Raw genomic sequence first — 26,560 nt, forward strand, 5'->3', positions numbered from 1 at the left:
TTCGTCCACGGTCAGCGGCTTGCCGGCGCGCGGCCGTAGAGCAGGAGCATGGCGACGATGACAACACCGTAGATAATCTGCCGCCCCGCCTCCGGCATCTGCATGACCGAAAGAATGGACTGCAGGAGCGTGATCAGGATGACGCCGGCGACGGTGCCGAGATAGGAACCGCGACCGCCGAGGATCGAGGTGCCGCCCAGTACCACGGCGGCGATCGACGGCAGGAGATAGGCGTCGCCCATCGACTGCGCCGCCTTGGAAGCATAGCCGGCGAGAAGCACGCCGCCAAAGGCCGATAGGCCACCCGATATGGCGAAGGCGATCATCACCACGCGTCTTGTGTCGACGCCGGAGAGATAGGCGGCACGCTCGCGGTTGCCGATGCCGTAGACTGTGCGGCCGAAGCTGGTGCGGGTCAGTACGAACACCATCGCAGCACCGATCAGCGCCCAGATGATGACGGCGTTGGGCACGCCCGGAATGGTATAACCTGTCGCGAGATAACGCATGGCGCCGGTGGCCGAATCCTGTGGCGAGAAGCCACCTGTATAGACGACCATGAGCCCTTGCGCGACGGCGTTGGTGGCGAGTGTGATGATCATCGAGGGGATGCGCAGATAGGCGACGCCGATGCCGTTGACGATGCCGATCATGATGCCGCAGAAGATGCCGAACGGGATGGCAAGCGCCACGCCGACCGGGCCGTAGGCCGCAGCCGCGGCCGCCATCATGGCGCCGACCGCCACCGACCACGGCACCGACAGATCGATCTGGCCAAGCAGGATGACCAGCATCATGCCTGTGGCGATGACCCCGAGGAACGACGCCACCTTGAGCTGCTGCAACAGGTATTCCGGCGACAGGAAGCTGCGCGAATAGAGGCTGCCGAGAAACAGCAAGAGCACGATGCAGGCAAAGGCGGTGACAACTGCCGGATCGGCGCGGCGGATGAATTTCGGCATGCGGCCGGCGATGCCCCCGATGGTCGTCTCACTCACAGGAACCACTCCAGCCGGTTGCGGACCCGAAACAGGGCGAAGGCGCCGAGGCTGACCGCAATCAGCAGGACAACGCCCTGGAACAGCGGCTGCCACAGCGGGTCGAAATCGAAGACGAACAGCAGGTCGCCGATGGTGCGGAAGGCGAGCGCGCCGAAGATGGCGCCGATGGCACTGCCCTTGCCGCCGAACAGCGAGACCCCGCCCAGCACCACGGCGGCGATCGAAAACAGCGTATAGGCGTTGCCGCTGGCATAGGCGGCATCGCCCGTATAGGTGAAGAAGGTCAGGAACAGCCCGCCGATCGCCGCCAGCAGCCCGGCAAGCGCGTAGGCGGCGAACTTGCCGCGCCGGATCGGCACACCTGACATGTAGGCCGCCGTCTCGGAGGAGCCCGCTGCGTAGGCGGCACGGCCCAGCACCGAACGGCTGAATGGCACCCAGACGATCAGCACTACGGCGAACAGCGTGACCAGGCTCGCCGGCACGATGCCGAAGAGGCGCCCGGTGAGCGCATCGGCCAGATCCTCATTGACCGAGCCGCCCGGAAACGGCCTAAGCAGCAGTGCGATGCCGAAATAGACGGCACCCGTGGCGATGGTGGCCACGATCGGCTGCAGTCGGCCGTAGATGACGATGGCGCCGTTGATCGCGCCGCACAGCAGCCCGGTGCCGAGCACGGCGACGACGCCGAAGGCGGTCTCGAGGCCGGTGCCGATGACCAGCCAGGAGGCCAGGCAATTGGTCAGCGTAAAGATCATGCCGACGGAAAGGTCGATGCCGGCGGTGATCACCACCAGCGTCTGCGCCATGGCGACGAAGGCGAGCAGCACGCCCTTGTTGGAGGCCGTTTGCACGACATTGGCGGTAAATCCCGCCGGATGGTTCGCGGTGTAGATCGCGAACATGACGATGAAGATGGCGAACGCCAGCAGCGTTCCGCGTTGTTCGGCAAGCCAGTAGCGCCAATCCTTCACGCGTCCGCTCCATGCCTAGGGGTGGCGTCGCCGCCATGGATGTTGAGCGCGCTGGCGATCAGCGCCCGTTCGGTGATCTCGGCGCCGACCAGCTCTCGCTTGACCGCGCCGTCATAGAGCACCAACACCCGGTCGCAGCAGCCGATCAGCTCATCATAGTCGGTCGAGTAGAACAGGATCGCTGCACCCGCGTCCGCAAGCTTGCGCATCAGTTGATACAGCTCCTGCTTGGTGCCGACATCGATGCCGCGCGTCGGATCGTTGAGCAGGATGATGCGTGGTTGCCGCATTAGCCATTTGGCGATGACGACCTTCTGCTGGTTGCCACCCGACAGCGCGCCGACCGGAATGTCGAGGCCGGCGGTCTTGATCGCCAGCAGCCCGACCATGTCGTCGATCAGCCGCTGTTCGGCGGCGCGGTCGATGATGCCGGCTTTCGACAGCCGGTCGAGGGCGGCGAAGGAGAGGTTCTCGCGCACCGTCATCGGCAGCATCAGGCCTTCGGTCTTGCGATCTTCCGGGATCAGCGCCATGCCGACCCTGTTGTCGCGCGCCGCTGCCGGGCTGGCGATCGAAACCGGCTTGCCGTCGATAAGGATCTGGCCGCCGAGGCCGCGCAGCACACCGAAAAAGGCAAGCAGCAATTCGCGCTGGCCTTGCCCGTCCAGCCCGCCGAGACCGACGACTTCGCCAGCCCTGACGCTGAGCGAGATGTCGTCCAGCCGGTCCGTCCAGGATAGCTTGCGCGCCTCAAGAACCGGAGGGGCGGTGTCGAGCACCCGCGCCGGCTTCGGCGGAAAGATGTGGCTGTATTCACGGCCGATCATCAGCTCGACAACTTCATTGTCGCTCTTGGTGCCTGCCGCATAGGAAGCGACGGTGCGACCGTTGCGAAACACCGTGCACTGGTCGGCGAGTTCGGCGATCTCGTTCATCCGGTGCGAGATGTAGAGCAGCGCCAGCCCTTCCTCACGCAGCCGCTTCAGGACCGAAAAGATCTTGGCGACATCGGCGGCAGCCAGCGCCGACGTTGCCTCGTCGAGGATCAGAATGCGCGGCTTCCTGGCCAACGCCTTGGCGATCTCGACCATCTGCCTTCTTGAAAGGGGAAGATCCTTGACCAGCGCCAGCGGATGGATGTCGGCCGCACCCGCGCGTGCCAGCGCCTCTTCGGCAATGCGGCGCTGCGCCTTGCGGTCGATCATGCCGAACCGTGTCGGCGGATCGGAAATGACGATGTTGTCGGCGACGCTGAGCTCGGGGACCAGCGACAGTTCCTGGAAGATGCAGACGATGCCGGCCTGGTTGGCCGCGGCCGGCGAGGCAAAGCTGACCTCACGCCCGTCCAGCGTCATCGTGCCCTCGTCGGGCGCCACCACGCCGGCCATGACCTTGATTAGCGTCGATTTGCCGGCGCCGTTTTCGCCGAGGATGCCGTGGATGCTGCCCGATGTGACCGAAAGTTCGGCCTTCTCCAGCGCACGGACGCCGCCATAGCGCTTGGAAATGCCTTCCATGCGAAAGAGTGGAACTGCACCGTCCATCAGCCCTCCGGGGCAGTTTTATGGATTGAGATGGCAAGCGGTTCGGCGCCGCGGAGCATCCCGCGGCGCCGATTGTGCAGCCTATTGGTCGGCCTTGGTCTGGCCCATGATTTCCTGCGCGGTGAAATTGATGCCGCAGGTAGGGAAGGAATTGCCGACGAAGAAATTGTCGGACTGGTCAGGGAAGTAGTCCTGGCCTTCCTTGAAGTTCGGATCCTCGACGATGGCGAGCGGCAGCTTGACCGATTGCGGTACGACCTGACCCTCAAGCGCGGCAATCGCCGTCTTGATGGCGACCGCCACCTGGGCAGGGCCAGTGCCGGCCGAGGAGCACTTCAGGCCGTCTGCCGCGTGCGCCGCGCAGAACTTGCGGAAACCGTTCTCGGTTTCGCCGCCGAACGGCACGAACGCGTGCTTGGCGTCGATCATCGCCTGAACGATGCCTGTGTCGCCGCCCTGGCCGGTGATGCCGACGAACGGTCCATTGGTGGCGATCGCGTCAGCCGTGACCTTCTGCGCTGTCGGATCATCCCACTTGCCGGCGACTTCGGTGACGTCCCATTTCTTGCCCGAGGCGTCGAAGACCTCATGGATGCCGTTGTGGCGGTCGGTATCGACCGACGTACCGGCAACGCCGCGCACTTCAAGTATCTTGCCGCCATCCGGTATATGGTTGATTAGCCATTTGGCCCACAGTTCGCCAAGACCCTTCTGGTCCACGTTGACGTTGATGGCGTCCTTGGTGTCGAGGATGTTGTCGAAGGCGACCAGTACGACACCGGCTTCCTTGGCGCGCTTGATGACCGGCCCGAAGGCGGTCGGATTCTGCGCGTTGACGACGATGGCGTCAAAACCGGAATCGATGAAGTTATTGATCGCCGAGATTTGCGCCGGCACATCCTCGCCGGTCGATACGACCTTGAATTCTTTCAACTTTGCCGCGACGTCCTTCTGCGCAGCATAGGCCTTGGCCGTCTGGATCATCTGGATGCGCCAGGTGTTGGCGATATAGCCGTTGGCGAGCGCGATGCGGTATGGGCCTTCCTTCTTGGGGAATTTGAAGAACTGTGTATCGGCCGCCCACGGCGCGAAGCAGTCGGGCTCGGCCGCTGGTCCCTTGACGACTTCAGGTTCGGCCATCGCCGACGAACTCAACATGACGAATGCAGTGGCGGCAACGATGCCGCCAACGAATGACTTGATCATCGATATTCCTCCCGTTTGCAGTTCTGTTTGATGCTGCTGCTTGATGCTGTTTGTCGTGGTGATTTTCCACGTCCGGCGACGGCTCCGCAGCCTTACCGGTGGCACGTCTCAAGGGCCCGATGCCGGCCCGATCCCCTCCCCCTCGCCGCCTCACGGGCGAGAAATGAAACCTAGCATATTATACATAATAAACAAGATGAGCTGTTGCTTATGTATAATAAACAGGCTTGGCTCCCTCCACCAAAGTGCCTGCCTGTCAAAAATGGTAGCGCTACCATGACGTTGTGTAAAGCACCATTTGCTGAAGGCTCGAAAGCATTTTCAGCGTGCCGTGCTCAAGCGCGGCTTGAGCTCGAAACCAAGGTCGACGACCCGCTGCTCGGGCCTTCGCCCAGCGATCGCCGCCAGCGCCATGGCAACGGATCGACGTCCGATTTCATAGCGAGGAGTGCGGATGCTGGTGAGCGGCGGGAACGCCGCCTGCATCATCTCAAGATCGTTGAAGCCGACAATGCCGATTGTCTTCGGCACGTCGAGTGCGGCGCTATGGCATTCGAACAGAACGCCGAGCGCGATATCGTCATTGTTGCAGAAGACGCCGTCGAGCGCCGGCATCTTGGCCAGCGCATCGCGAAGCAGCTCGCGGCCGAGCGTCACGCTGGACAACAGCGGTGTGGTGGTGATCAGCCGTGGATCGAACAGGCTGGCCTTCTCCATTGCCGCGCGATAGCCGGCAAGGCGCCGCTGCGAGCGCGGATCCATGCGCGCGCCGATGAAGCCGATCCGCCGGTAACCCGCCTCGATCAAATGCTCGGTCGCTGTCCTGCCGCCGTCGAAATGCGAGAAGCCGACCAGCATGTCGACCGGGTCGGGCCCGGTCTCCATCACCTGCACCACCGGACAGCCGGCGCTCTCCAGCAGTTTTCGCGAGGTCGGCGTCTGGTCGATGCCGGCCACGATCAGCGCCGCCGGGCGCTGCGGGGCAAACACCTGCAGCAGGCGCTCCTCCTCGAGGCCGGAATAATGGGTGTTGCCGAGTTGGACGCGGAACGGGCCGTCCGACAGGCTGTCATAGATGCCGCGCACCACTTCGGCGAAGACGTTGTTGGTCAGCGACGGCACAAGCACACCGAACACATCGGCACGCGCCGAGGCCAGCGCTCGCGCATTGGGATCCGGGACATAGCCGAGCTCGTCGACGGCGGCCAGGATCTGGCGGCGCAGATCCTGGCTGACGCGGTCGGGTTCGCGCAGCGCCCGCGACACGGTGATGGCGCCGACGCCGGCCTTGCGCGCAACATCGGAGATCGTCGGGCGGCCGCCGCCGCGGCGCGAGCGTGGCTTGGTCATGGCCCTGCCCCTTGCGTCGCGCGCGATTGCGGCTTCGTCGTCTCTGTCGCCATGTTTGTCCGGCTTCCCAACTGCGCCATGCCCGCTTGGCGTTGCGCAGCACCTGACGATTGTCAAGCCAACGATGGGTTGCGGCCGCCGGCTGACGTCCTCAGGCCGTAACCATGGCCGGGCGCCCTGCTCTCCACATCAGCAAAAGGATGGCCGCCACGTTGACCAGGTTCCACGCGATGCCGTTGAGGAACGCTGCCGCGTAGGAGCCAGTCAGGTCGTAGATCCAGCCCGACATCCAGCCACCGATCGCCATGCCGAAGATGGTCGCCATCATGACGATGCCGATACGCTGGCCGGCCTCCCTGGCCGGCAAATATTCGCGCACGATGATGGCATAGCAAGGCACGATGCCGCCTTGCGACAGGCCGAACACCAGCGACACGACATAGAGCGAGGCGAGCCCGTCGAACGGGATGTAAAACAAAAGCGACAGGCATTGCAGCACGGAACCGATAAGCAGGGTTTTCACGCCGCCGATGCGGTCGGCGACAAAGCCGGAGGCGAGCCGGCTGACGACGCCTGCCGCCATCATGATCGACAGCATGTCGGCGCCATGGGCGATGCCGTAACCAAGATCCATGCAATAGGCGACGATGTGCACCTGCGGCATCGACATTGCCACGCAGCAGCCTAAACCCGCGACGACCAGCAACACCTGAAGCGCCGCCGGCGAGATTGAAATCGGCTGCACAGGCCGGCTTCCGTACGAGCCTGCCGCCGCCGCGTCGGGAGCGCCGCGCCGCAGCAAAAGCACCAGCGGTATCATGGTGAGCAGACAAAAGATGCCGATGGCAGCATAGGTAAAGCGCCAGCCTTCCGCCTTGATCAGTGTCGGCATGATGGTTGGCCACAGCGCTCCGGCGAGATAGTTGCCCGCAGCCGCAGCCGTGACGGCGACGCCGCGCCGACGGTTGAACCAATGCGAAATGTCGGCGATCAACGGTCCAAAGATCACCGATGAGCCAAGGCCGATCAGCACCCCCTGGGCAAGGGTGAATTGCAGGATCGACGTCGATGCCGCCGCGAGCAGCAGTCCGGCGGCGAGTGCCACCGAGGAGATCAGCGCCGGGATCCAATAGCCCATGCGGTCGATTGCGCGGCCAACCAGCACATTGCCGGCGGCAAAGCCCACCATGGTGGCGGTGTAGGGCATCGATGCCGCCGCGCGGTCAACGCCGAACTCCGCCTGCACGGCCGGCAGCACCACCACGACGGCCCACATGCCGACAGCGCCGATCGTCGCCAGCAGCATCGAGATGGCAAGCCGCATCCAGGCATAGGAGCTGTCGATGCCGGGGGGGCTCGCCTGATTGGCGACGATTGGGGTCAAGGCGTTTCCTGTCTGGGGTTCCGGGAGTCGACCACGCTGGCGCCACTATCGGCACATTCGCAGCGACGGGCAGCGCCACAGCGCTCCGATCCGTGGCTCCAGCGCCAGGCGATTTTTTTCGGGAACCGGCAACACCGTGCCGAGTTTTCGACGGGAAGGAGTTTGCCATGACCGCGAAGAAAAAATGGTCCGCCGACGTGACCGAACACAGCGATGCGATGGACCTCGAGGCGCACATCTTCGAAGCCGACGATGCCAAAAAGATCGCGGCGTCGCTCAAGCGTTCGGCCGAACACAGCGACCGCCGCAAAGCCGAGCCCTTCCAGTCAGCCATGTCGATGCTCAATTTCTACATCAACCGTGCCGGCAGGAACCTGCCGCAGGAGCGCCGGAAAGTGCTCGAGGACGCCAAGGACGAACTGCGCGCTGCCTTCGGCCGGCCGGAACGGATCCGGATTGGCTCTGCCAAATTCGCTTGAACTGGACCTAGTGACAGGTCCTCTTTCCCTCCAGTTTGCAGCCTCGGCATTGCGTTCCCCCAAGCCTGCAAAGCAGCGGCATGACGGTCAAGATCGGCATCAATCCCATCACCTGGAGCAATGACGATGTTCCCGAACTCGGCGGCGACACGCCGCTCGAGACCTGCCTGTCGGAAACCAGGCAGGCGGGCTATCGCGGCACCGAGCTCGGCGGCAAATTCCCCAGGCGAAGCGACGAGCTTGGACCGATCCTGTCTTCCTACGGGCTGGAGCTCATTTCCGGCTGGTATGATGGCCGCATACTGGACCGAACGGTCGACGAGGAATTCGCCGCCATCACCCCGCATCTGACGCTGCTGCGCGACCTCGGCGCCAAGGTCGTCGTCTATGCCGACACGTCGCGCGGCCGCCATGACGGCATCTTCGCGCCGATCTCGCAGCGCCCTCGTCTCGCCGATGGCGAATGGGCAGCCTATGGCGAGAAGCTGACCGAGCTCGCCGACCGCATGGCCGTCTTCGGCGTTGGCATGGCTTTCCATCACCATATGGGCACCATCGTCGAGACCGACGACGAGGTCGGCAGGCTGATGGCAACGACAGGAAAAAGCGTCGGCCTGCTGTTCGACACCGGCCATTGCCTGTTTTCGGGCGGCGACCCGGCCTCTCTGTTGCACCGGCATCTCGACCGCATCGTGCATTTCCACTGCAAGGACGTCCGCGCGGCCGTGCTCGAAAAGGCTCGGCATGAAGACATGAGTTTCATGGCGGCGGTGATGGAAGGGATCTTTACCGTGCCCGGCGACGGGTCCGTCGACTTCCTGGCATTGCTGAAGCCTCTCGCAAAGCGCGGCTTCGAAGGCTGGATCGTCGTCGAGGCCGAACAGGACCCGACCAAGGCAAACCCCTTGACCTATGCCACGAAGGGTTACGCTTCGCTTCTCGCCACGGCCCGCAAGGCCGGGTTCGAGGTAGCGACACGAGACTTGGCCTGACCACCGCCGAGGGGGGGCTGGTGGTTGGCCGGTTGGGCGCGCGCCTCGGTAGGGGTAGCGACGCGAAAGCGCCCGGCGATCCGCGCCGCCATCCTCCCCTGGCGGCGCGGATCGCATAATTCGGCTTGGGGAGGTCGGACTTCCCAAGGAGTTTCCAGCTTGAGGCTGGCGGCAAGCCGTGCCTTGATGCAGGTGGAGGAGCGACATGGCATTCGAGGCGGCACTCGGCATGGAACGGCTTTGCACCATCCGTGAGATTGCGCAAAAGGCGGAACTCGGCGCGGCCACCGTGCATCGCGCGCTGAAGAACAGCCGCGAAGTCCGTGCCGAAACCAGGCGGCTGGTGCTCGAGACCGTCTGCCTGCTCAACGAAGAAAAGATCGCCCGCGCAGCCAGGTTCGTCGGAGACTAGCTTGGCCGACCACATGCGCCTTTCCCTCGACATCATGTCGGTCGACCGCGCCTCGGACGAGCCGATGCACCGGCAGATATACGGTGCCTTGCGGCGTTTCATTCTGGACGGCCAGATCCAGCAGAACACGTTGCTGCCATCGACCCGCTCGCTGGCCGAGGATCTGAAGGTCGGCCGCAACACGGTGATTGCCGCTTACGACCAGCTGCTCGCCGAAGGTTTTATCGAGGCGCGCGCCGGGTCCGGCACCTGGGTGGCGCCGATCCAGCAGAAACGCCCGCCGGCCTCGCTTCGCGCCGGTCTCGCCGCTCCGCAAAAACTGTCCCGGCGCGGCCAGACCATCGTCAACGGCCCGCAGCCGCCGCGCAACGCCGGCGTCATCAACTTCCACCCCGGCGTACCCGAGACCGCGTCCTTCCCTTTCACCATCTGGTCGAGCTTGCTCACGCGCAATGCGCGCAGCCGCGACGAAAACCTGCTGGGATATCTCTCCTTTGCCGGCCATCCCGGCCTGCGCCAGGCCATCGCCTCGACCATCAGCCTGTCGCGCGGCATCAACTGCACCGCCGACCAGGTCATCGTCGTTACCGGCGCGCAGGCAGCGCTCGATCTCGCCTCGCGCGTGCTGATGGACGAGGGCGATCATGTCTGGATGGAGGAGCCCGGCTATCTCGGCGCCAAGAGCGCCTTCCTCGCCAGCGGCGCCAGGCTCGCGCCGTTAAAGGTCAACCGGCATGGCTGGTACCTATCCGATCCCAATCTGCCGCCGCCGCGGCTGATCTATGTGACGCCGTCCTGCCAGTGGCCGTTCGGCACCATCATGCGCATCGAGGAGCGGCTGCAGCTGCTCGACATCGCCGAACGCCACGGCGCCTGGATCGTCGAGGACGATTATGACGGTGAATACCGTTTTCGCGGCCGGCCGGTGCCGGCTTTGCGCGGCCTCGATCACGCCGACCGCGTCGTCTATATCGGCTCCTTCGGCAAGACGCTGATCCCGGCGCTACGCATCGGCTACCTCATCGTGCCGCGCGAATTGTCGGTGCCCTTCGATCGCGCCGTCTCGATCACCGGCCAGTTCGCGCCGCTGATCCTGCAGGCAACGGTCAACGACTTCATCACGCAGGGCTATTTCGCCACGCATCTGAAGCGCATGCGCCGGCTCTACGCGCGCCGGCAGGCGAATTTCGTCAAGCTGTGCCAGGAGCATCTGGCCGAATGGCTGGCGGTGACCGAGAACGATTCCGGCATGCAGTTGCTGGCCAGTTTCACCAGGCCCTACAAGGACAGCGACGTCGTCGCCGCCGCCGTCAAGGAAGGGCTCGACGTGCAGGGCATCTCGATCAACTACCACTCCGGCGAGCCGGAGCACGGCCTGCTGCTCGGCTATGCCGCGATGGACGAGCGCCAGATTCTGCGCGCAGTGCTGGCGCTGCGTGCCGCCTTCATGCGGCTGGACCGGCAGTAGGCCGGGCCCAGCCGGCGTGCCTCAATTCACACTGTCGAATTTCTGCAGATCGACGGGGGCGGCCTTGCGCACCTCGACATCGTCCAGCGAGACGTGTTCAAGCGCTACTCGCGCGGCCGCGTCGATGTTGTGTGTCATGTCGTCGATCTCGGCATCGCTGTGTGCCGGGTTCATCGCCACCATCACCGTGCGGTTGAGGATATCGAGCGAACCTTTGCCGAGATCGTCGGCATAGGTCAGCCGCAAGCCCTTGTTTTCCGGCAGCGTGTAAGGATTGAGCGCCGGATGGTGTGCGCCCTCATGCATCAGCACCTGGTCCCACTGGGTGAAATTGTGGCGGCCCGTCTTGCCGGCAATGACGCTCGGAATGGTCTTGGAGAAAGTCTGCGCCGCCTGTTCGCTGGGCAGCAGATACATCACCTGCGCCGCGCAATCGTCGTCCGGGCTGTTCATCGGCGACGGCGTCAGGCCTAGATTGCCGAGATGGCGCGTGCCGGCCAGTACCTTCTTCTTCTCCGCCCGCATCGCCTCGATGATGCCGTCGAGACGATCGAGCTGGACATTGAGCATCGCCCCCATAAGTTCCGAAGCGCGCGCGCCGATGCCGGCGAACGGCTTGATGCTGTCATTGCGGCCCTGCCAGTAGAAATGGCAGGGATCGATGGCGCAGCGCGCACGCTCCGCCACCTTCGGATCGCTGGTGGCGATGCCGCCGCCTTCGCCCGAGGTCATGTTCTTGAAGTAGTTGAAGGAGTAGGCGCCGGCATGGCCGATGGAGCCAAGCTTCTTGCCCTCATAGCCGCCGCCAATGCCCTGGCAGACGTCCTCCAGAACCAGCAGGCCGTGCTTCTTGGCGATGTCCATGATGGCATTCATGTTGCAGGCGGCGCCCCACATGTGCACCGGGATGACCGCCTTGGTGCGCGGGCCGATGGCGTCGCGCAGCGCTACCGGATCGATGGTCAGGCTTTCGTCGATATCGACGATGACCGGAATGGCGCCGACTGACAGCACGGCCGTAGCGGTCGCCATGTAGGTGTGCGCCGGCACCAGCACTTCGTCGCCAGGCCCGATGCCTAGCCCGATCAGGCCGGCGGCGAGCCCATAGGTGCCGCTGGCGGCAAGCGCAAAGTGCTCGACACCGAGATGCCTGGCGTAGCGCGCCTCGAAGCGGTCGCACTCGCTGTTGTCGCCATAGCGAAACAGTGCGCCGGAACGGATCACCCTGGCAATGGCTTCGATCTCTTCTTCGCCGGCGGTGTACATGACAGCTCTCCACTTGATGGTGGCACAGGTCTACGCTTGCCGGCGCGGTTTGAAAGAACCACTCCGCCGCGATCGAACCAAGCCATCCCGGCCTTTGGTAAAATCGTACCCATCCGAATTCGCTGAAGTGGCCCTGTTGGAACAACCAGTTTGGGCGTTCCATCGCGTCCAGTTGGGCAAACGGTCGGTTCCATGCAGGACGGGACATACTTTGGAAGACCCTCGCGAGCGGCATGCCGGATAGGCGGTGCCCGTTCATGAATGCCCCTGCCGCTTCCAGACGACAGATCGTGCTGCATGAAGACGATGTCGGCATGTGCCACGGCGCCAACAGCGCCTTCCTCGAACTGACCGGATTGGGCGCCTGCAGCTCCGGCGCGGTGATGGTGCCCTGTCCGTGGTTCCCGGAGATGGCCGAGGCGGCGGCGGCAGACCCCGCCCTCGATCTCGGCGTCCACCTGACGCTGAACAGCGAAAAAACGCACTACAAATGGCGGCCGCTGACGTCCCCCTCGCGCGCCGCCGGCCTGACCGACGAGTTCGGCTATTTCTGGCCCGATGTCGCAACCACCCGCCGCAAGGCAGCACCTCAGGCGGTCGAGACCGAACTGCGCGCCCAGATCGACACCGCCTACCGCGCCGGCATCGACGTCACCCATCTCGATGCGCATATGGGCGCGGCCCTATCGCCCGAGTTTTGCGACATCTACATCAGGCTCGGCCTGGAATATCGCCTGCCGGTGCTGTTAACCAAAACGCTTTCGGCCTATTCACCCAACGACAATCTGGTCGGCGTCACCGAAGCGGCGTTCCAGCGCGGCGTTGCCGAGGCCCGCGCCAAAGGCTTTGTCATCTTCGACGCCGCTATCCAGACGACCTGGGGCCGTCCGCGTTCGAAGCCGATAGAGCCGGCCTACAAGGTATTGGTCGAAGGCGTGCGTGAAGGCCTGACCTTCTTTTGTCTGCACTTCAACGCGCCGGGCGAACTCGAGCTGATCGAGCCGCGCTCCGCCTATATCCGCACCGAGGAGTATGAACTGTTCCGCGACCAGGCTTTTCGCAACTGGCTCGGCGCGCAGGACATCGACACGATCGGCATGAAGCCGTTGCGCGAGGATCTGCGCGCGCGGCTCGGAGCATCGACACCGGCAAAGGCCCGCAAAGCGGCCACCCGGTCAGCGCTGTAAGCCGAACCGTCGGCTTGCGGCGCAAAGAGGGAATTGGAACTGCAACGACAATGGGAGAATGACATGAAGACCGTTCTGAAACTGGCGCTCGGCGCGCTCGTCTCGGCAAGCATGATGGCAGGCATTGCCCATGCGGCCGGGCTGAAAGACCCGAAGGATGTCCGCATCACCTTCGTGGTGCATGGCTCTGCCTCCGACCCCTACTGGTCGGTGGTCAAGCGCGGCGTCGACGATGCGGCCGCACTGACCGGCGCCAAGGTCGAATACTACGCGCCGCAAGTGTTCGACGTGGTCGAGCAGGCGCGTCTGCTCGACGCTGCCATCGCCACCAATCCCGACGGCATCGCCGTCTCCATTGCCGACGCCAATGCGCTCGGCAAATCCGTCAAGGCGGGTCTTGCCGCCAACATCCCGATGGTGGTTCTCGATTCCGGCGAGAAGGAAGGCGCCGAACTCGGCACCACGCTCTATGTAGGCACCGTCTCCGAATATGATTCCGGCAAGAAGGCCGGCGAGCGACTGGCCAAGGACGGCACGCTCAAGGTCGTCTGCATCAACCATGAGGTCGGCAATGTCAGCCTCGACCAGCGCTGCCAGGGTTTGAATGACGGGTTGAAGCCTTCAGGCGGCGGCACCGAAGTGCTGACCGTGTCACCGGATCCGGCCGACATCCAGCGCCGCACCGAGGCCTATCTGTCGGCCCATCCCGACACCCAGGCCGTGTTCGCGCTCGGCGCCACCGCGGCCAATCCGCTGATCCCGTTCTTCCGCCAGAAGGAACTGTTCGGCAAGATCAAGCTCTACACTTTCGACATCAGCCCCGAGGTCCTGGACTCGGTGGTCGCCGGCGAAATGGGCTTCGGCATGGACGCCCAGCAATATCTGATGGGTTACCTGCCGGTGATCTATCTGGTCGAGCACGCAACGCACGGCTTCTGGCCGCAGAACAATGCCTATACCGGCCCGCTGTTCATCGATACGCCCGACAAGGCCAAGGCGATCCTGGCTCTGGCCAAGGACGGCATCCGCTAAGGCCTGAACGATCTCTGCAGGGAAGGCCCAGTGGCGCTTTCCCTGCAGTTATCGACGTTGCGAATTGAGCGATTGGGGAGCCTAATGGCTGTCGTGGAAGACAAGGCGATACCTTCGGAAGCACCCGCCAAAGACCGCTTCGGCATGACGTCGAAGCGCGCCGCCGGCGCCGATGAGCGGCTGGCCAAAACCGGCCGGCTGACGCAATGGCTGCGCCGACCCGAAGCGGGCGCCGCCGGTGGCCTGATCGCCACAATCGTCATCTTCGCGGTGCTGCCCGGTGCGTCGAACCTTTATTCGCTGCAGGGGTCGATGACCTTCCTGACCCTGGCGGCGGAGCTCGGCATTATTGCCACCGCCGCCGCTTTGCTCATCATCGCCGGCGAGTTCGATCTCTCCGTCGGCTCGATGGTCGGTTTCGCCGGCGTCGTCATCGGGCTCACGGTGAAATACTGGGGCCTGCCGCTGTGGGGCGGCATCGCCTGCGCCTTCGCGGTCGCCATCCTCACCGGCTACCTCAACGGCCTGATCGTGGTGAAGACCCGCCTGCCCTCCTTCATCGTCACCCTGGCCTCGCTCTACATCCTGCGCGGCCTGTCGATCGGCATCACCCGCGCCGTCACCGGCCGCACGCAGATCCCCTATATCCTCGACGGTGCGCCGGACCCGGCTACATCAGGCCTGTTCAACGGCCATATCCTGACCGGCTTCTTCCACTGGATGGGCACGCAGGGCTGGATCGCCACCCGCAGCGACGGCATTCCCTTCGTCGTCGGCATTCCGATGTCGATCGTCTGGTGGCTCGGCCTGACCGCGCTTGCCGGCTACGTCCTCACGCAGACCAAATACGGCAACTGGATTTTTGCGACCGGTGGCGATCTCAACGCCGCCCGCAATGTCGGCGTGCCGGTCGACCGGGTGAAGATCGCACTGTTCATCTACACCGCCTGTGCGGCGACCTTGCTTGCCACCATCCAGGTGATGGAGGCCGGCTCTGCCGACACCACGCGTGGCCTGCTCAAGGAGTTCGAGGCCATCATTGCCGCGGTCATCGGCGGCGTGCTGCTCACCGGCGGCTACGGCACCGTCTATGGCGTGCTGTTCGGCGCGCTGATCTTCGGCCTGGTGCAGATGGGCATCTTCTACACCGGCATCGACACCGACTGGTTCAAGGTCTTCCTCGGCATCGTCATCCTGATGGCCGTGCTGGTCAACAACTACATTCGCCTCAAGGCGCTCGGACGCGGAGGCGGCAAATGACCAATCCGGCCCAAAACATCCAGCCGGCCCATACCGTCCAGCCAGCCATGGAATTGCGCGGCGTCTCCGTCAATTTCGGCTCTGTGCGCGCGCTGCAGGACATCGACATCAAGGTCTATCCCGGCGAGGTCCACTGCCTGCTCGGCGACAACGGCGCCGGCAAGTCGACGCTGATCAAGGTGCTGTCGGGCGTGCACCGGCCGACCAAGGGCGAGATCTTCGTCGACGGCAAGCCGGTCGCCTTCCGCAGCCCGCGCGACGCGCAGGACCTCGGTGTCGCCACCGTGTTCCAGGACCTCGGCATGATCTCGCTGATGTCGATCACCCGCAATTTCTTCCTCGGCCGCGAGCCGACGAAGAGCAGCCTGCCCTTCTCGCGCATCGACAAGGACCGCGCCAACACCATTGCGCGTCAGGCGATGGCCGATATCGGCATCGACGTGCGCGACCCGACGCAGGCCGTTGGTACGCTATCCGGCGGCGAGCGCCAGTCGGTGGCGATCGCGCGCGCCGTGCATTTCGGCGCCAAGGTGCTGATCCTCGACGAACCGACCTCGGCGCTCGGCGTGCATCAGGCGGCGATGGTGCTGAAATTCATCATCGAGGCGCGCATGCGCGGACTGGCCGTCATCTTCATCAGCCACAACATCCACCACGCCTACCCCGTCGGCGACACTTTCACCTTGCTCAACCGCGGCCGCAACCGCGGCACCTACGCCAAGTCGGATATTTCCCGCGACGAGGTGATTTCGATCATGTCGGGCGGCGAGGATTTGAAGGCGGTGGAAGCCGAGATCGCCGGGCTCTTGGCGCAGATCGGCAATCGGCCATCGGCGTCGCCGTGACGTTTCAGACCATCAAGAGAGATATTGCATGAGCCGGATACGGGTCGGCGTCATCGGCGCCGGCATGATTTCGCAGGTCGAACATATTCCGAACCTGTTGCGGCTCGGCGATCTGTTCGAACTGGTCGGCGTTGCCGACCCGTCGAAAATCTCGCGCCAGTTCGTCACAGATATCCACGGCATCGCCAATTTCGAAACGCCGGAGCAGCTGTTCGACCAGAAGCTCGACGCCGTCGTCATCGGCTCCCCCGACCCGCTGCATCACGAGCAGGTGCTGGCGGCTCTCGAGCGTGGCCTGCATGTCTTCTGCGAAAAGCCGCTCTGCTATTCACCGAAGGAGATCGCCGAGATCGTCGCTGCGCGCGATAAGGCGGGCAAGGTCATGCAGGTAGGCTACATGAAGCGCTTCGATCCGAGCTACCGGCTGGCGCTGGCCTCGCTGCCCGGCACCGCGAAGACGCTGCGTTCCGTCTCGGTCGAGGTCAACGATCCCGACGCTTGGCCGTTCATCGCACACCAACACTACAAGCGCGGCAGCGATACTCCCAAGGAGCTGATTGCCGCCGCTCAAGCCAGGCAGAAGAAACAGGTCGAGCACGCCATTGGCCTGCCCCTGATCGAGCTTGCTTTCCGTGGATTTACCGGCGCTTACAGCTCCGCATTGATTCACGATGTCAATGCCGTGCACGGCCTGCTCGACGCGCTCGGCGTGCCAGATGGCGAGGTTGTCGGCGCGCAGATCTTCGCCAATGGCGACGGCGGCCAGGGCGCGGTGAAGCTGCTCGATGGCCAGGCACTGTGGACCATGACGCATCTGACGGTGCCGAAACTTGCCGACTACAAGGAGCGCATCACGCTGTTCTTCGACGATGCCAGCCTCGAGCTCGAATTCCCCTCGCCCTGGCTCAACCATCATCCGACCCGGCTGACGGTGAAAACATCGGACGGCCACACACTCTCGACGAAGGATTTGCGCGCCGGCTACGGCGAAGCGTTCGTCGAGGAACTGCGCGGCTTCTGGGGTGCGATCGTCAGTGGCAATGAAGTGGTCAACCGCCCCGAGCACGCCGCCCGCGACCAGGCTTTGCTGATAGCGCTCACCAAGCAGCATTTGGCAGGATAGCCTTCGGGGCCCTGCTTCTATCTTGAATTGATGACGCCGTCGGTGTTGGCGAGCAGCTTGCGCACCGCGCTGCGGGCAGCTTCCGGCCGCTGCAGACGGATGGCCTTCTCGATCGCCTCATGCAGCTGCTGGGCGTGCGCCAGATCGTCGAGCTCGCGCGTCGTGTAGGTGAACAGATGATCGAAGGCGGATTCGATCAGCACGCCGAGCGGCACCAGAAGATCGTTGCCCGACGCCCGCAATATTGCGAGATGGAAGCGCGTATCGGCGCGCGTGCGTTCCTGCAGGCTCGTCGCCTCGCCCATCTCGCGGCAGGCCTGGCTGATCTCGGCCATCTGCTCGTCGGTACGCCGCATGGCGGCGAAGGCGGTCGCTTCCGGCTCGATGATGTGGCGGAATTCCTGCACCGTTTTCAGGAACACTTCGCGGTCGGGCGAGGTCGCGTACCAGGCGAGCACATCGCGGTCGAGCAGGTTCCAGCGTTCCCTGGGTTCGACCCAACTGCCGATCTTGGGGCGCGACGCCAAAAGGCTTTTCGCCATCAGCATCTTGATTGCTTCGCGCACCGCCGAGCGGCTGACGTTGAAGGTCTCGGACCATTTGGCTTCATTGGGCAGGATGGTGCCCGGCGGATAGTCGCCACGCACGATCCTCAGCCCGATTTCGCTGGCCAGCGAGGCATGCACGCTGGAGCCGGGCACCCGGGTTGCGTCGGCCCGACGAAGCGCCGCCGGGCGCTCGGCGGACGCCGCCTTGTCGGGCTTGTTTCCCTTATTCGGCTTTCCGTCCCTCATGCATCCACAAAGTCCGGATTTCGAAGGCTGTCAAGCGGTGCCGGCCACGCCGGCGGCAAAGCCTGGGGCTGTGCACAGATCAGCTTACAACCTCGCCCCGGACAGCCCTATTTGACGTATTTGCGCCAGCTGTGCTCGGGACGGAAGCCAAGCATGTCCCGGGCCTTGCGGTTGGACAGCAGCGTCTCATATTCGCCGAGCTTCGTCTTGACCGGCACATCGGGGTAGAACCGCTTCAACAGTTCAGCCGTCGGCAGGTCGGATGAGGTGTCGTCATTGGCGGCGTTGAACACCTGGAAGCCGAGCCCGTCCTTTTCGACGGCGCGCAGTGTGATCTGGCCGAGATCCCGGGCATCGACATAGCTCCAGGCGATACGCTTGCGGAAACCCGGATCGGCGAACCATTTCGGAAACAGGGAATATTCGTGCGGCTCGATGACGTTGCCGATGCGCAAGGCGTAGATGTCGGTGCCGTTGCGCTGCGCAAAGGCGCGCGCCGTGTGTTCGTTGACGACCTTGGAGAGCGCGTAGCTGTCCATCGGATCGACGTCATACTCTTCGTCGAGCGGGAAATATTTGGGATCGCGCGGCTCGTTGGCGAACACCACGCCATACGTCGTCTCGCTGGAGGCAATCACCACCTTCTTGATGCCGAGCTTCACCGCCGCTTCGATGACATTGTAGGTGCCCACCGCATTGATGCGGAACACCTCATTGTCGGTCGTGATCATGATGCGCGGGATGGCGGCGAAATGCACCACCGCGTCGACCGGCTGCGGCCGTAGCGACGGGTCGAACTCGTGCAGACCCATATAGCTCGACAGCGCGTTGAACACCTGGCCGCTGTCGGTGATGTCGGTGATCAGCGTGCGCACCTTGGGATTGTCGAGCGGCTTGGTGTCGATGTTGAGCACCTGGCAACCCTGCTCGACCAGATACTGCACGACATGGCGCCCGGCCTTGCCGCTGCCGCCGGTGAACATGATCCGCTTCGTCATTTTCGCCTCCAATGCCTAGGATTTCTGTGTATTGTCAGACAATATAGCGTTTCGCAACCACCCTCGCCCGCAAAACGGCGGCGCCAGATATCAATCATTGCAAACAGGACGACACGACATGAATACGACCGCCGCGCGCGAAAAGATCGGCTTCATCGGGCTTGGCCTGATGGGGCACGGCATCGCCAAGAACATCGTCGACAAGGGCTACGGCCTGACCTTCCTCGGCCGCAAGAACCGCAAGCCGGCAGACGACCTGCTTGGCCGCGGCGCCAAGGAGGCGGCAACCTCTCGCGATGTTGCAGCGGTGTCCGATATCGTCTTCATCTGCGTCACCGGCTCGCGCGAGGTCGAAGCCATCATCCGCAGCCCCGGCGGCCTCAAGGAGGGCCTCAAAAAGGGCTCCGTCGTCGTCGACTGCTCGACCTCCGATCCGGTCTCGACCGTGGCGCTGGCGGCGGAACTGAAAGAGATCGGCGTCGACTTTGTCGATGCCCCGCTCAGCCGTACACCGAAGGAAGCCTGGGAAGGCACGCTCGACGCCATGGTCGGCGCGCCCGACGCGCTCTTTGCCCGCGTGAAGCCGGTGATCGAAACCTGGGCCGGGCGCATCGTCCACATCGGCGACACCGGCGACGGCCACCGCATGAAACTGCTCAACAACTTCATTTCACTGGGCTACGCCGCTATCTATTCCGAAGCGCTGGCGCTGGCCGAGAAGGTCGGCATCTCGCCGCCGCGTTTCGACAGCGTCATCCGCAACGGTCGCATGGATTGCGGCTTCTACCAGACCTTCATGCGCTGGACCCTGGAAGGCGACCGCGACGCGCACAAATTCACAATCGCCAATGCCTTCAAGGACCTGACCTATCTGGAATCGATGGCGGGTGCTGCCGGCATCGCCAACCCGCTCGGCAATGCCACAAAGAATTCCTTTGCCGGCGCCCATGCCACAGGCCCGGCCGAACAGTTCGTGCCGATGCTGGCGACCCATATCGCCAAGGTGAACGGCGTCGACCTGATGCCGATGAAGGACGGCAAGAAGCAGACGATCTGAGCTCAGCGATACGCGCCCCGCGCAGGCCTCACTCCTGGCTGCCGTCTGAAATCACCGCCGCGACCGCTCGACAACCTCGTCGGTGTTGGCAAGCAGCCTGTGGACCGCGTTGCGGGCGGCGGCCGGGCGTTTGAGGCGAACGTTCTTTTCGATCGCCTCATGCAGGGACTGCGCCCGCCGCTGGTCGCTGTGCTCGCGCGTGACGAAGACGAACAGGTGGTCGAGCGCCGATTCTATCAGCACGCCGAGCGGCACCAGGAGATCGTTACCCGAAGCCCGCAATATTGCGAGATGGAAGCGCGTGTCGGCACGGATGCGCTGCTGCAGGCTCGTCGCCTCGCCCATCTCGCGGCAGGCCTGGCTGATCTCGGCCATCTGCTCCTCGGTGCGCCGGATTGCGGCAAAGGCGCTGGCTTCCGGCTCGATGATGTGGCGGAACTCCTGTACGGTGCGCAGGAAGGCCTCCCGGTCCGGTCCGGCCGCATACCAGGCCAGCACATCGCGGTCGAGCAGGTTCCAGCGCTCCCTGGGCTCGACCCAGCTGCCGATCTTGGGGCGCGACGCCAAAAGGCTTTTGGCCATCAGCATCTTGATTGCTTCGCGCACAGCCGAGCGGCTGACGTTGAAAATCTCGGACCATTTGGCTTCATTGGGCAGGATGGAGCCCGGCGGATAGTCGCCGCGCACGATCCGAAGCCCGATTTCGCTGGCCAGAGAGGCGTGCACGCTGGAGCCGGGGTTCCACGCCATATCCGGCCGTCGAACGGCCGTTGCGGGCGGGCTGACCGGCGCTTGCGCCCTGGCGGGTCGCTTTCTGGATGTGTCGTCCGGCATCTTGTTCCGGCATCGGCAATATGTCGCTGGGAAATCGTCCGGAATTGTCCGTGCCCGGCATCTCTTCGCCGAAAACCAACCTTCGTCGAAGCAAAGGCGCATGGGCCCGTCAAAGCCGGAGCTAGCCGCCCCGACAATGCTGCCTGTCCTTGTCCCTGAGGGATGTGACGGGGCGCCCACAAAGGACGCCCCGGTATTGCCGAAATTACTTCTGGATGCAGGTGTCGACCGTATCCTTGGTGCATTCGTCGAGGCCGGTGAACACCGGATCGTCGACCTTCTTGCCTTCGATCAGATCGATCATCACCGACGGCGCCTTGTAGCCCATTTCGAACGGCCGCTGGCCGACCAGCGCGGTCACCAGCCCATCCTTGGCGATCGCCACTTCGTCGCCGATCGTGTCGGCGGCGCCGATGACGAAATCGTTGCTGGCGATGCGGTCCTTAAGCGGCCCGAACAGGTCGCGATAGGGCTGCGGCGCGCCGAACAGCGGCCAGCCGCCCATGATGCCGAACGCGTCGAGCTTGGGGTTGGCGGCGAGGATGTCGGTCATCGCCTGCACGCCCTTGGCGCCGTCGTCATTGGTGAACACCGGGCATCCCGCGACTTCTGTCCAGCCGCCTTCGCCGGCAAGTGCCGCGAGGCCTTCCTTGCCCGACAGCGCGTCACGCATGCCTTGCGCGCGGCGCAGGATGTTGTCGGCCGCCGGATTGCCTTCGATGGTGCAGATCGTGCCGCCGTTCGGCTTGCCCTTCTTGATGTACTCGCCGATCTTGTGACCCATCAGATAGTTGTCGGTGCCGAGATAGGTCTTGCGCAGCGCCGCATCTTCCTTGGCGAGGTCCGCGTCGAGCGTCATGATCGGGATCGTCGGATTGGCGGTCTTGATCGTCTGCGCGATCAGCGGCGCGTTGGACGGCGAAATCGCCATTGCCACCGTATCGGCCTTGCTCAGCATGTCCTGGACGATTTGCGCCTCGCCGGCCTCGTCGGAAGTCGACGCCGGGCCGGTGTAGAAGCATTCATATTCCGAGCTGGCGTTTTCCTTGTTCCACTTCTCGCAGCCCTGGTGGATGGCCTCGAAGAACGGATTGTCGAGACCTTTCACCACGATGACGAGCTGCTTCTTGGCCAGAGCCGGCCCGGCGCCCAGCGCCATGGCGGCGACGGCAGCGAGCAAAAGTGTTTTCCTCATGTCAGTCCTCCCTTTGCAAACAAACGGACACGGCGTGCCCGCCACACAGACCAACCCGGATGCGGCGGACCGAGGATCGTCATGCGAGCGCTCGTGTGGCCAGGCCGGATCGATAAGCATTTTCAATTCGGTCAGTGAGGTTCGAATGGAACCTGCAACGACCGCACACCCCTGCTGACCCGCCCGGCAAGCCGGCGCGGGGTCGGCTGGATGCCCTCCAGCACACAGCTAATATCGGCTCGCGGCCAACGTCAATCCTATTTGTCCTACAAAACTGATTTTTAGATTCCAGCGGCACAAACCATTCGATATAAGCTGCTTTCTTATTCGTCTGACAATTGACGACCGCACAGGCTTTGCGTAAATGCCGGTTATCGCTGCCTCTGGGAGGACGTTGAGATAGCGAAGGCTGAGGCAAACGACCGGCGGCCAAAACATGGGAGGCAAAGTCTGGTGGCGGTTCTCGAACTCACCAACATTTCGAAGCATTTCGGCGCCATCCAGGCGGTCAACGATGTCTCGTTGGCGATCGAGCCGGGACAGGTCGTCGGCCTGATGGGCGATAACGGCGCCGGCAAGTCGACGCTGGTCAAGATGATCGCCGGCAATTTCCACCCGAGCCACGGGATCATGCGGCTGGAAGACAAGGAACTGATCCTGCACAAGCCGGCGGATGCGCGCCAGCACGGCATCGAGATCGTTCACCAGGACCTGGCGCTGTGCAACAATCTCACCGCTGCCGCCAATGTCTATCTCGGCCGCGAGCTGCGCCGGGGCGTCGGACCGTTCCGCGTCCTCGACTACGCCGCCATGTACAAGCGAGCCGGCCAGCTTTTCGCTCAGCTGAAATCGGAAACGCGGCCCCGCGACCTCGTCAAGCAGATGTCGGGCGGCCAGCGCCAGGCGGTGGCGATCGCCCGCACCATGCTGTCGCAGGCCAAGATCGTGCTGATGGACGAGCCGACGGCGGCTATTTCGGTCAGGCAGGTGGCCGAGGTGCTCAATCTGATCCGCCATCTGCGCGATCAGGGCATCGCAGTCGTGCTGATCAGCCACCGCATGCCCGACGTCTTCGACGTGGCCGATCGCGTCATCGTCATGCGGCGCGGCCGGAAGGTCGCCGACAAGACCATCGCTTCAAGTTCGCCCGAGGAAGTCACCGGGCTGATCACCGGAGCCATCGAGCAAGTGGCATGAGCATGATGCAGTCAACCACGCCGGCGCACTTGGCCATCGGCAGGAGAGGTCGATAATGGCAGTCACCCTTGACCAGACGATCGCGCAGAAACAGCACACTTTTCTGTCGCGCATGTTCTCCAACCAGACCTTCTGGGTGGTGATCGCCGTCATCCTTGCCTGCATCTTCCTGTCGTTTGCCACCGACGCCTTCGCCACCTCGAAGAACCTTTACAACATCACCCGCAACATCACCTTCGTTGCCATCATCGCGCTGGGCATGACCTTCGTCATCATCACCGGCGGCATCGACCTGTCGGTCGGCTCGGTGCTGTGTCTGTCGTCCATGGTGCTGGCCGTCACCATGCATGCCGGCTATTCGATCGAGATCGGCATCCTCGCCTCGATTGCGACCGCGCTCGCCATCGGCGCTTTCAACGGCGTGCTGATCGCCTATCTCGGCTTTCCACCCTTCGTGGTGACGCTGGGCATGCTGTCGATCGCGCGCAGCCTGGCCATGGTCGCTTCCAACAACACCGTGGTCTTCCAGTTCGGCCCCGACCACGACAAGCTCTTGGCACTGGGCGGCGGCGCCTGGGTGTTCGGCATCGCCAATCCCGTGCTCTACATGATCATTTTGGCGCTGATCACCGGCTTCACCTTGCGCTGGACCAAGTTCGGCCGGCACATCTTCGCCATCGGCGGCAATGAGCATGCGGCGACGCTGACCGGCGTTCCGGTACGCCAGATCAAGGTCGCCGTCTACATGATCTCGGCGCTCTCGGCAGGCATTGCCGGCATCATACAGACCGGCTGGCTCGGCGCCGTCACCACCAACCTCGGCAACGGCATGGAACTGCAGGTGATCGCCGCTACCGTCATCGGCGGCGCGGACCTCGCCGGCGGCGTCGGCACCGCCTTCGGCGCGATTGTCGGCGCTGCGCTCATCGAGGTGATCCGCAACAGCCTGGGTCTGCTCGGCATCAACGCCTTCTGGCAAGGTGTCTTCATCGGCGGCGCCATCCTGCTCGCGGTGTTGTTCGACCGCATCCGCAACTTCAGGCGCAACGACTAAAACCTTTCGCTGGAAACCATTGCTTTGACGTCGAAATCCCTGTTCAGCCTTGGCGGGCGGCTGGCACTCATCACGGGCTCCAGCCAGGGCATTGGCCTGGCGCTGGCGCGCGGCCTTGCCGAACATGGCGCAGGCGTCGTGCTCAACGGCCGCGAGGCGGACAAAGTCGCCAATGCTGTCGCCGGCTTGCGCGATGCCGGCTTCAAGGCGCATGCCTCGACCTTCGACGTGACGGATTTTCGCGCGGTGGATGCTGATGTCGCCCGTATCGAGGCCGAGATCGGTCCCATCGACATCCTGATCAACAATGCCGGCGTGCAGTTCCGCGCCCCGCTCGAGGATTTTCCCGAGGAGCAGTGGGAGCGGCTGTTCAAGACCAATGTCTCCGGTGCCTTCCATGTCGGCAAGGCGGTGGCTCGTCACATGATCGCGCGGGGCAAGGGCAAGATCATCAACATCGGCTCGGTACAGAGCGAACTCGCCCGGCCCAACATCGCCCCCTATACCGCAACCAAAGGCGCGATCCGCAACCTGACCAAGGGCATGTGCACCGACTGGGCGAAACATGGCCTGCAGGTCAATGCGATTGCGCCCGGCTATTTCCGCACCGAGATGAACCAGGCCCTGGTCGACAATGCCGAATTCTCCGCCTGGCTGGAAAAGCGCACGCCGGCCGGCCGCTGGGGCACTGTCGACGAACTGATCGGCGCCGCCGTCTTCCTGGCGTCGGACGCATCGTCCTTCGTCAACGGCCACACTCTTTATGTCGACGGCGGCATGACGGCTTCGGTTTGAAGTTCCACTTCCCTTCCCCCTTGTGGGAGAAGGAGAAACCAGCGTCAGCGCTATTCTCTTTTCTACCTATCGCTCAGTCTGAAAATCGGCCGGCATGGATCAGCATCGGCGCCCATCCAAACCCCCATACCTTGACGCGAACCTAAACTCAGCCGCACAATCGCCAATGCAGGCGAAGGGAGGCCAGTCGTCTGCGGGAGGATAAACCCATGACGGACGCGATCAGGCTCTATTGGGGCCGGTTCGGACATGTTTCTGTCCTGAATGTCGCCAGCGACTTCGTCACCCATGCGCATGTCGAGGCCCATATCATCATTTGGCTGGAAGGCACGGCCGGCGAAATGACCATCGGCCGCGAGACGGTGGCCTTGGGTCCCGGCACCGCGGCAGGGATCAACTCTTTCCAGCCGCATAGCCATATCCTGTCGCAGAATGGCAGGCCGGGTCTGTTCCTCGCCTTCTACATCGATCCCGACTGGGCTCACCGGCGCCGCGACCTGCCTTCGTCGGCGCCGCTGTTTGCGCAGGCCGCGATCACGCTCGAACCCTGGTTGCACCAGGCAGCCGCCAATCTGCTCGATCATCTGAACGACAATGAAAGCGTCGACGACATCGCCAATTACGAGATCGAGCGCTTCATCGACTCCGTGCTCGACGCCGCCGACGCTTCGGCGCCGCAAGAGGCGCGCATCCGCATCAACACCATGCAGGATTTCCGTGTCCGCAAGGCGATCCAGCTGATGAAGGCCAATGTCTGTGAGCGCATTTCGTTCGATGACGTCGCCCGCAGCGTCGGCCTGTCGCGGCCGCATTTCTTTGCGCTGTTCAAGGAACAGACGAATTTGACGCCCAACGTGTACTGGAACACGCTGCGCATGGAGGAAGCCGTGCGGCAATTGCAATGGTCGCAGGAACCGCTGATCTCGGTCGCCTGCAATCTCGGCTTCACCACCCAAGGCAATTTCTCGCGCTTCTTCCGCGATCATGTCGGTGTGCCGCCGACGCTTTACCGCGAGGCGGCGCGGGCGATGGCCTAGGCGATCTGCTCGTTTTTCAGACTCCTTGATAGGGCCGCAAGACCCATTGATAAGTGCCGCGCTGGCCGCCGCCCTA

General features: G+C 63.6%; 25 protein-coding genes. 14 read left to right on the top strand and 11 right to left on the bottom strand.

The features are described 5' to 3' along the window. Window positions 1–11 precede the first annotated feature (11 nt). The 6 genes from ACWGTI_RS00320 to ACWGTI_RS00345 all read right to left on the bottom strand — a co-directional run bounded on the left by ACWGTI_RS00320 (window position 12) and on the right by ACWGTI_RS00345 (window position 7,399). Window positions 12–998, bottom strand: a complete 987-nt coding sequence (locus ACWGTI_RS00320) for an ABC transporter permease (protein ID WP_454585273.1) — start codon at window positions 996–998, stop codon at window positions 12–14. Beyond that, complete coding sequence (locus tag ACWGTI_RS00325) at window positions 995–1,975, bottom strand: ABC transporter permease (RefSeq protein ID WP_454585274.1); 981 nt, start codon at window positions 1,973–1,975, stop codon at window positions 995–997. The genes ACWGTI_RS00320 and ACWGTI_RS00325 overlap by 4 nt, the downstream gene beginning before the upstream one ends. Further along, complete coding sequence (locus ACWGTI_RS00330) at window positions 1,972–3,519, bottom strand: sugar ABC transporter ATP-binding protein (protein ID WP_454585275.1); 1,548 nt, start codon at window positions 3,517–3,519, stop codon at window positions 1,972–1,974. Before ACWGTI_RS00330 ends, ACWGTI_RS00325 begins: the two co-directional genes overlap by 4 nt. Window positions 3,520–3,600: 81 nt before the next feature. Further along, window positions 3,601–4,725, bottom strand: a complete 1,125-nt coding sequence (locus ACWGTI_RS00335) for a sugar ABC transporter substrate-binding protein (protein WP_454585276.1) — start codon at window positions 4,723–4,725, stop codon at window positions 3,601–3,603. A gap of 321 nt (window positions 4,726–5,046) precedes the next feature. After that, a complete protein-coding gene (gene gntR, locus ACWGTI_RS00340; protein WP_454585277.1) occupies window positions 5,047–6,075 on the bottom strand; it encodes an HTH-type transcriptional regulator GntR in 1,029 nt (342 codons plus the stop codon). Window positions 6,076–6,226: 151 nt separating this feature from the next. Beyond that, window positions 6,227–7,399: an MFS transporter gene (locus ACWGTI_RS00345; RefSeq protein WP_454586449.1), complete on the bottom strand. Its 1,173-nt coding sequence runs from the start codon at window positions 7,397–7,399 to the stop codon at window positions 6,227–6,229. Window positions 7,400–7,626: 227 nt separating this feature from the next. On the opposite strand from ACWGTI_RS00345, the gene ACWGTI_RS00350 reads away from it, so the two are divergent. The 4 genes from ACWGTI_RS00350 to mocR all read left to right on the top strand — a co-directional run bounded on the left by ACWGTI_RS00350 (window position 7,627) and on the right by mocR (window position 10,810). After that, the gene (locus ACWGTI_RS00350; RefSeq protein ID WP_454585278.1) at window positions 7,627–7,938 is read left to right on the top strand and encodes a DUF3175 domain-containing protein; all 312 of its coding nucleotides are present in this window, start codon (window positions 7,627–7,629) and stop codon (window positions 7,936–7,938) included. 80 nt (window positions 7,939–8,018) lie between these two features. After that, window positions 8,019–8,930: a myo-inosose-2 dehydratase gene (gene iolE / locus ACWGTI_RS00355; protein ID WP_454585279.1), complete on the top strand. Its 912-nt coding sequence runs from the start codon at window positions 8,019–8,021 to the stop codon at window positions 8,928–8,930. Between the two features lie 205 nt (window positions 8,931–9,135). Continuing rightward, window positions 9,136–9,342 carry a LacI family DNA-binding transcriptional regulator gene (locus ACWGTI_RS00360; protein WP_454585280.1) on the top strand — a complete coding sequence of 69 codons (207 nt, stop codon included), beginning with the start codon at window positions 9,136–9,138 and terminating at the stop codon, window positions 9,340–9,342. A gap of 1 nt (window position 9,343) precedes the next feature. Further along, window positions 9,344–10,810 carry a rhizopine catabolism transcriptional regulator MocR gene (gene mocR / locus ACWGTI_RS00365; RefSeq protein WP_454585281.1) on the top strand — a complete coding sequence of 489 codons (1,467 nt, stop codon included), beginning with the start codon at window positions 9,344–9,346 and terminating at the stop codon, window positions 10,808–10,810. A gap of 21 nt (window positions 10,811–10,831) precedes the next feature. Here mocR and ACWGTI_RS00370 read toward each other — a convergent pair whose 3' ends face one another. Beyond that, on the bottom strand, window positions 10,832–12,076 hold the full coding sequence (locus ACWGTI_RS00370) for a DegT/DnrJ/EryC1/StrS family aminotransferase (RefSeq protein WP_454585282.1): 1,245 nt from the start codon (window positions 12,074–12,076) through the stop codon (window positions 10,832–10,834). Between the two features lie 257 nt (window positions 12,077–12,333). Here ACWGTI_RS00370 and ACWGTI_RS00375 point away from each other — a divergent pair, with 257 nt between their 5' ends. The 5 genes from ACWGTI_RS00375 to ACWGTI_RS00395 all read left to right on the top strand — a co-directional run bounded on the left by ACWGTI_RS00375 (window position 12,334) and on the right by ACWGTI_RS00395 (window position 17,523). Further along, a complete protein-coding gene (locus ACWGTI_RS00375) occupies window positions 12,334–13,263 on the top strand; it encodes a ChbG/HpnK family deacetylase (protein WP_454585283.1) in 930 nt (309 codons plus the stop codon). A 63-nt stretch (window positions 13,264–13,326) separates the two neighbouring features. Then, a complete protein-coding gene (locus ACWGTI_RS00380; RefSeq protein ID WP_454585284.1) occupies window positions 13,327–14,295 on the top strand; it encodes a rhizopine catabolism ABC transporter substrate-binding protein in 969 nt (322 codons plus the stop codon). Window positions 14,296–14,439: 144 nt separating this feature from the next. Beyond that, window positions 14,440–15,555 carry an ABC transporter permease gene (locus ACWGTI_RS00385; RefSeq protein ID WP_454586450.1) on the top strand — a complete coding sequence of 372 codons (1,116 nt, stop codon included), beginning with the start codon at window positions 14,440–14,442 and terminating at the stop codon, window positions 15,553–15,555. Further along, window positions 15,552–16,400 carry an ATP-binding cassette domain-containing protein gene (locus ACWGTI_RS00390; RefSeq protein WP_454585285.1) on the top strand — a complete coding sequence of 283 codons (849 nt, stop codon included), beginning with the start codon at window positions 15,552–15,554 and terminating at the stop codon, window positions 16,398–16,400. Before ACWGTI_RS00385 ends, ACWGTI_RS00390 begins: the two co-directional genes overlap by 4 nt. Window positions 16,401–16,428: 28 nt before the next feature. Next, a complete protein-coding gene (locus ACWGTI_RS00395; protein WP_454585286.1) occupies window positions 16,429–17,523 on the top strand; it encodes a Gfo/Idh/MocA family protein in 1,095 nt (364 codons plus the stop codon). A gap of 17 nt (window positions 17,524–17,540) precedes the next feature. On the opposite strand, the gene ACWGTI_RS00400 is transcribed toward ACWGTI_RS00395, so the two are convergent. Both ACWGTI_RS00400 and ACWGTI_RS00405 read right to left on the bottom strand, forming a co-directional pair. Further along, on the bottom strand, window positions 17,541–18,317 hold the full coding sequence (locus ACWGTI_RS00400; protein WP_454585287.1) for a FadR/GntR family transcriptional regulator: 777 nt from the start codon (window positions 18,315–18,317) through the stop codon (window positions 17,541–17,543). A gap of 107 nt (window positions 18,318–18,424) precedes the next feature. Then, complete coding sequence (locus ACWGTI_RS00405; protein WP_454585288.1) at window positions 18,425–19,315, bottom strand: NAD-dependent epimerase/dehydratase family protein; 891 nt, start codon at window positions 19,313–19,315, stop codon at window positions 18,425–18,427. Window positions 19,316–19,412: 97 nt separating this feature from the next. On the opposite strand from ACWGTI_RS00405, the gene ACWGTI_RS00410 reads away from it, so the two are divergent. Continuing rightward, complete coding sequence (locus ACWGTI_RS00410; RefSeq protein ID WP_454585289.1) at window positions 19,413–20,372, top strand: NAD(P)-dependent oxidoreductase; 960 nt, start codon at window positions 19,413–19,415, stop codon at window positions 20,370–20,372. Window positions 20,373–20,423: 51 nt separating this feature from the next. On the opposite strand, the gene ACWGTI_RS00415 is transcribed toward ACWGTI_RS00410, so the two are convergent. Both ACWGTI_RS00415 and ACWGTI_RS00420 read right to left on the bottom strand, forming a co-directional pair. Then, window positions 20,424–21,206 carry a FadR/GntR family transcriptional regulator gene (locus ACWGTI_RS00415; RefSeq protein WP_454585290.1) on the bottom strand — a complete coding sequence of 261 codons (783 nt, stop codon included), beginning with the start codon at window positions 21,204–21,206 and terminating at the stop codon, window positions 20,424–20,426. Window positions 21,207–21,411: 205 nt separating this feature from the next. Next, complete coding sequence (locus tag ACWGTI_RS00420; RefSeq protein WP_454585291.1) at window positions 21,412–22,401, bottom strand: sugar-binding protein; 990 nt, start codon at window positions 22,399–22,401, stop codon at window positions 21,412–21,414. 453 nt (window positions 22,402–22,854) lie between these two features. Here ACWGTI_RS00420 and ACWGTI_RS00425 point away from each other — a divergent pair, with 453 nt between their 5' ends. The 4 genes from ACWGTI_RS00425 to ACWGTI_RS00440 all read left to right on the top strand — a co-directional run bounded on the left by ACWGTI_RS00425 (window position 22,855) and on the right by ACWGTI_RS00440 (window position 26,484). Continuing rightward, entirely contained in the window at window positions 22,855–23,598 is a 744-nt protein-coding gene (locus ACWGTI_RS00425) for an ATP-binding cassette domain-containing protein (protein ID WP_454574789.1), read from the top strand. 55 nt (window positions 23,599–23,653) lie between these two features. Then, window positions 23,654–24,652 (top strand): ABC transporter permease, encoded by a 999-nt coding sequence (locus tag ACWGTI_RS00430; protein ID WP_454574788.1) that lies wholly within the window; start codon window positions 23,654–23,656, stop codon window positions 24,650–24,652. A gap of 24 nt (window positions 24,653–24,676) precedes the next feature. Beyond that, window positions 24,677–25,447 (top strand): SDR family oxidoreductase, encoded by a 771-nt coding sequence (locus tag ACWGTI_RS00435; protein WP_454585292.1) that lies wholly within the window; start codon window positions 24,677–24,679, stop codon window positions 25,445–25,447. 209 nt (window positions 25,448–25,656) lie between these two features. After that, complete coding sequence (locus ACWGTI_RS00440) at window positions 25,657–26,484, top strand: helix-turn-helix domain-containing protein (RefSeq protein ID WP_454585293.1); 828 nt, start codon at window positions 25,657–25,659, stop codon at window positions 26,482–26,484. Window positions 26,485–26,560: the final 76 nt, after the last annotated feature.

The organism is Mesorhizobium sp. ArgA1, assembly GCF_053714375.1.